The organism is Streptomyces sp. NRRL WC-3549 (genome assembly GCF_000721935.1).
Lineage (GTDB): Bacteria > Actinomycetota > Actinomycetes > Streptomycetales > Streptomycetaceae > Streptomyces.
Genome location: NZ_KL585425.1, coordinates 45,248 through 49,686, shown reverse-complemented (window position 1 = coordinate 49,686; position 4,439 = coordinate 45,248). Strand labels below are relative to the sequence as shown.

3 protein-coding genes and 1 pseudogene are annotated in these 4,439 nt (G+C 71.1%); 2 read left to right on the top strand and 2 right to left on the bottom strand.

Going from position 1 to position 4,439, the window contains the following annotated elements:
• The coding region (locus IH13_RS0127950) for an acyl-CoA thioesterase (protein WP_031088747.1) at positions 1-509 on the bottom strand (509 nt) is incomplete at its 3' end.
• Between the two features lie 29 nt (positions 510-538).
• Positions 539-3,112 carry a DEAD/DEAH box helicase gene (locus IH13_RS0127945; RefSeq protein WP_199814859.1) on the bottom strand — a complete coding sequence of 858 codons (2,574 nt, stop codon included), beginning with the start codon at positions 3,110-3,112 and terminating at the stop codon, positions 539-541.
• 97 nt (positions 3,113-3,209) lie between these two features.
• On the opposite strand from IH13_RS0127945, the gene IH13_RS0127940 reads away from it, so the two are divergent.
• Complete coding sequence (locus tag IH13_RS0127940; RefSeq protein WP_031088745.1) at positions 3,210-4,001, top strand: metal-dependent hydrolase; 792 nt, start codon at positions 3,210-3,212, stop codon at positions 3,999-4,001.
• Positions 4,002-4,135: 134 nt separating this feature from the next.
• Positions 4,136-4,439: pseudogene (locus tag IH13_RS0127935) on the top strand (ATP-dependent DNA ligase); the annotation flags it as partial.

Sequence of the window (4,439 nt, the reverse complement as noted above, 5' to 3'; positions counted from 1 at the left end):
GTCCAGCGCAGCCGGTCGACGTACCGGATGTCGAAGGGCTGGCGCCGCGCCATCCGCTCCAGCGACTCCGGCAGGCCGCCCAGGTGCTCGCGCACCTCCTGCGCGACCGTCGGCAGCTCCTCCGGCCCCGGGACCTCGCGGGCCGGGGGCAGCTGGTGCTCGAAGCCCGCCTCCTCGGGCCGGTGGAAGGAGGCCGTCAGATTGAAGATCGTCCGGCCCTGCTGCACCGCCGTGACCCGGCGGGTGGTGAAGGACCGGCCGTCGCGGACCCGCTCCACGTCGTACACGATCGGCACACCGGGGCGCCCGGGCCGCAGGAAGTAGGCGTGCAGCGAGTGGACCGGACGGTCCCCGTCGGTGGTCCGGCCGGCCGCGACCAGCGCCTGGCCCGCGACCTGCCCGCCGAAGACCCGTTGCAGGGACTCCTCGGGACTGCGGCCACGGAAGATGTTGACCTCGATCCGCTCCAGGTCGAGCAGGCCGACCAGGCTCTCGGCGGGATTCGTCATGCCCTCTCGCCCCACTTCCCCGGACGCCGTCACAGCTGCCCCACCTGGGTGACCCGGACGACCGCCCGGCCCTCCTCGTCGGAGGCCGCCAGATCGACCTCCGCGCGGATACCCCAGTCGTGGTCGCCGGCCGGGTCGGCGAACGCCTGCCACACCCGCCACAGACCGTGCTCCCGGTCCTCGTCGATCTTCAGCAGCTTGGGCCCGCGCGCGTCCGGACCCGTCCCCAGGTCCTCGTGCGCGTCCCAGTAGGCGTCCATCGCCTCGCCCCAGGCGTCCTCGTCCCAGCCCGAGCCCGCGTCCAGCTCACCGAGGTCACGGACCCGGTCCAGGGCGGCCAGCTCCACCCGGCGGAACATCGCGTTGCGCACCAGCACCCGGAACGCCCGCGCGTTCGCCGTGACCGGCTTGACCTCGTCGGCCCGCTCCTGCGCCTGCTCCGCGGTCTCCACCTCCGGGTTGGCCAGCTGCTCCCACTCGTCCAGCAGACTGGAGTCCACCTGCCGCACCATCTCACCGAGCCAGGCGATCAGATCCTCCAGGTCCTCGGACTTCAGGTCGTCCGGGACGGTGTGCTCCAGCGCCTTGTACGCGCTCGCCAGATAGCGCAGCACGATCCCCTCGGTGCGGGCCAGCTCGTAGTTCGACGTGAACTCCGTGAAGGTCATGGCCCGTTCGTACATGTCCCGGATCACCGACTTCGGCGACACCGGGTGGTCACCGACCCACGGGTGGCTGGTGCGGTACACGTCGTACGCGTGCCAGAGCAGCTCGCTCAGCGGCTTGGGGTACGTGACCTCCTGGAGCCGCTCCATCCGCTCCTCGTACTCGACGCCGTCCGCCTTCATCTGCCCGACGGCCTCGCCGCGCGCCTTGTTCTGCTGGGCGGCGAGGATCTGCCGGGGGTCGTCGAGCGTCGACTCGACGACCGAGACCATGTCCAGGGCGTACGACGGGGACTCGGCGTCCAGCAGATCGAACGCGGCCAGCGCGAACGTCGACAGCGGCTGGTTGAGCGCGAAGTCCTGCTGGAGGTCGACGGTCAGCCGCACGATCCGGCCCTCCGCGTCGGGCGTCTCCAACTGCTCCACCACACCACCGTCCAGCAGCGAGCGGTAGATGGCGATGGCCCGCCGGATGTGCCGCAGCTGCGCCTTGCGCGGCTCGTGGTTGTCCTCCAGCAGGTGCCGCATGGCCTCGAAGGCGTTGCCCGGGCGGGCGATCACCGAGAGCAGCATCGTGTGGGTGACCCGGAAGCGGGAGGTCAGCGGCTCCGGCTCGGACTGGATCAGCTTGTCGAAGGTCGTCTCCGACCAGGCCACGAACCCCTCCGGAGCCTTCTTGCGGACCACCTTGCGCTTCTTCTTCGGGTCGTCGCCCGCCTTCTTGACGGCCTTCTCGTTCTCGATGACGTGCTCGGGCGCCTGGGCGACGACGAAGCCCGCCGTGTCGAACCCGGCCCGGCCCGCCCGGCCGGCGATCTGGTGGAACTCCCGGGCCCGCAGGGTGCGCACCCGGGTGCCGTCGTACTTGGTGAGGGCGGTGAACAGCACCGTGCGGATGGGGACGTTGACGCCGACGCCGAGCGTGTCCGTACCGCAGATCACCTTCAGCAGACCCGCCTGCGCCAGCTTCTCGACGAGGCGCCGGTACTTGGGGAGCATGCCCGCGTGGTGCACGCCGATGCCGTGGCGCACGTAGCGGGAGAGGTTCTGGCCGAACTTGGTGGTGAAGCGGAAGTTGCCGATCAGGTCGGCGATCTTCTCCTTCTCCTCCTTCGTGCACATGTTGATGCTCATCAGCGACTGCGCCCGCTCCACGGCCGCGGCCTGCGTGAAGTGCACGATGTAGACGGGCGACTGCCGGGTGTCCAGCAGCTCGGTGAGCGTCTCGGTGATCGGCGTCAGCCGGTACTCGTAGCTCAGCGGCACCGGGCGGGTCGCGGAGCGCACCACGGACGTCGGCCGCCCGGTGCGCCGGGTCAGGTCCTCCTCGAACATCGAGACGTCGCCGAGCGTCGCCGACATCAGCACGAACTGCGCCTGCGGAAGCTCCAGCAGCGGGATCTGCCAGGCCCAGCCGCGGTCCGGCTCGGCGTAGAAGTGGAACTCGTCCATCACGACCTGGCCGATGTCGGCGTACCTGCCGTCACGCAGCGCGATCGACGCCAGCACCTCGGCGGTGCAGCAGATGACCGGGGCGTCGGCGTTGACCGAGGCGTCGCCGGTCAGCATCCCGACGTTCTCCGTGCCGAAGAGCTTGCACAGGTCGAAGAACTTCTCCGAGACCAGCGCCTTGATCGGCGCGGTGTAGAACGTGACCTTGTCCTGGGCCAGCGCCGTGAAGTGCGCACCCGCCGCCACCAGGCTCTTTCCGGAGCCGGTGGGGGTGGAGAGGATCACGTTCGCTCCGGAGACCACCTCGATCAGCGCCTCCTCCTGAGCCGGATAGAGGGTGATGCCCTGCGATTCGGTCCATGACGAGAAGGCCTCGAAGAGGGCGTCCGGGTCGGCGGTCGGGGGCAGCTGATCGATAAGGGTCACCCCCCCATCTTGCCTGCCGCACCCCCCGATCAGGGAACCGGCGGACCGGGCGAAGATCATGGACGATACGCTTCCCCCTTCAACTCGGGCGCCGTGTACAGACGGTGGCGGCACGGCCGTGGACACGGCCGGATCACGATGGGGGCGGGCAGAAGCGATGATGGGACCGGCACACTCGCTGTCAGGAGCGGCGGCCTGGCTGGGGGTGGGTGCCGCGGCCGCGGGCGCGGGCCACGCGATGCCCTGGCCCGTCCTGGTCGTCGGGGCTCTGATCTGCGCGGGAGCGGCGCTCGCCCCCGACCTGGACCACAAGTCGGCCACCATCTCGCGGTCCTTCGGGCCGGTGTCCAAGGGTGTCTGCGAGGTCGTCGACAAACTCTCGTACGCCGTCTACAAGGCGACCAAGAGCAAAGCCGACCCGCGCAGGACCGGCGGGCACCGCACCCTGACCCACACCTGGCTGTGGGCGGTGCTGATCGGCGGCGGCTGCTCCCTCGCCGCGATCACCCTCGGCCGGTGGGCCGTGCTGGCCATCCTCTTCGTCCACCTGGTGCTCGCCGTCGAGGGCCTGCTGTGGCGGGCGGCGCGGGTCTCCAGCGACGTCCTGGTGTGGCTGCTCGGCGCGACCAGCGCGTGGATCCTGGCCGGCGTCCTGGACGAGCCGGGCAACGGCTCCACCTGGCTGTTCTCCGAGCCCGGCATGGAGTACCTCTGGCTCGGCCTGCCGATCGTGCTCGGCGCCCTCGTCCACGACATCGGTGACGCGCTCACCGTCTCCGGCTGCCCGATCCTGTGGCCCCTGCCGATAGGCCGCAAGCGCTGGTACCCCATCGGGCCGCCCAAGGCCATGCGCTTCCGGGCGGGCAGCTGGGTCGAGATCAAGGTGCTGATGCCGGTCTTCATGATCCTCGGAGCGGTGGGCGGCATAGCGGCCCTGAACCTCGGCTGACGGCCCCCGTCCCGTGGTGCCCCGGCCGCCGGCCTCGTCCCGAACGTCGGCCGTCGGCGCCGTCCCCGAACCCCGGCCGCCGGCGCCGGAGCGCCTCGTGGGCGTGGCGCCCGCCCTCGTAGCACCATGGCCGCATGCTGCTCGCCCGGCTCGCCCACGTGTCCCTGGAAGTCGCCGCGGCCCCGGCCCGGACCCGGAAGGTCGCCCTGCTGGCCGGTCTCTTCCGGGAGACCGGCCCCGACGACGTACCGACCGTCATTCCGTACCTGGCGGGCCGCCTCCCGCGGGGGCGGCTCGGTATCGGCTGGAGCGCCCTCTCCGATCCTCCGCAACCCGCGCACACCCCCGTACTGACGGTGGCGGAGACCGACGCCGAGCTCACCGCCGTCGGCGCCCTGTCCGGCCCCGGCTCGCAGGCGGCGCGCAAGGAGCGGCTGG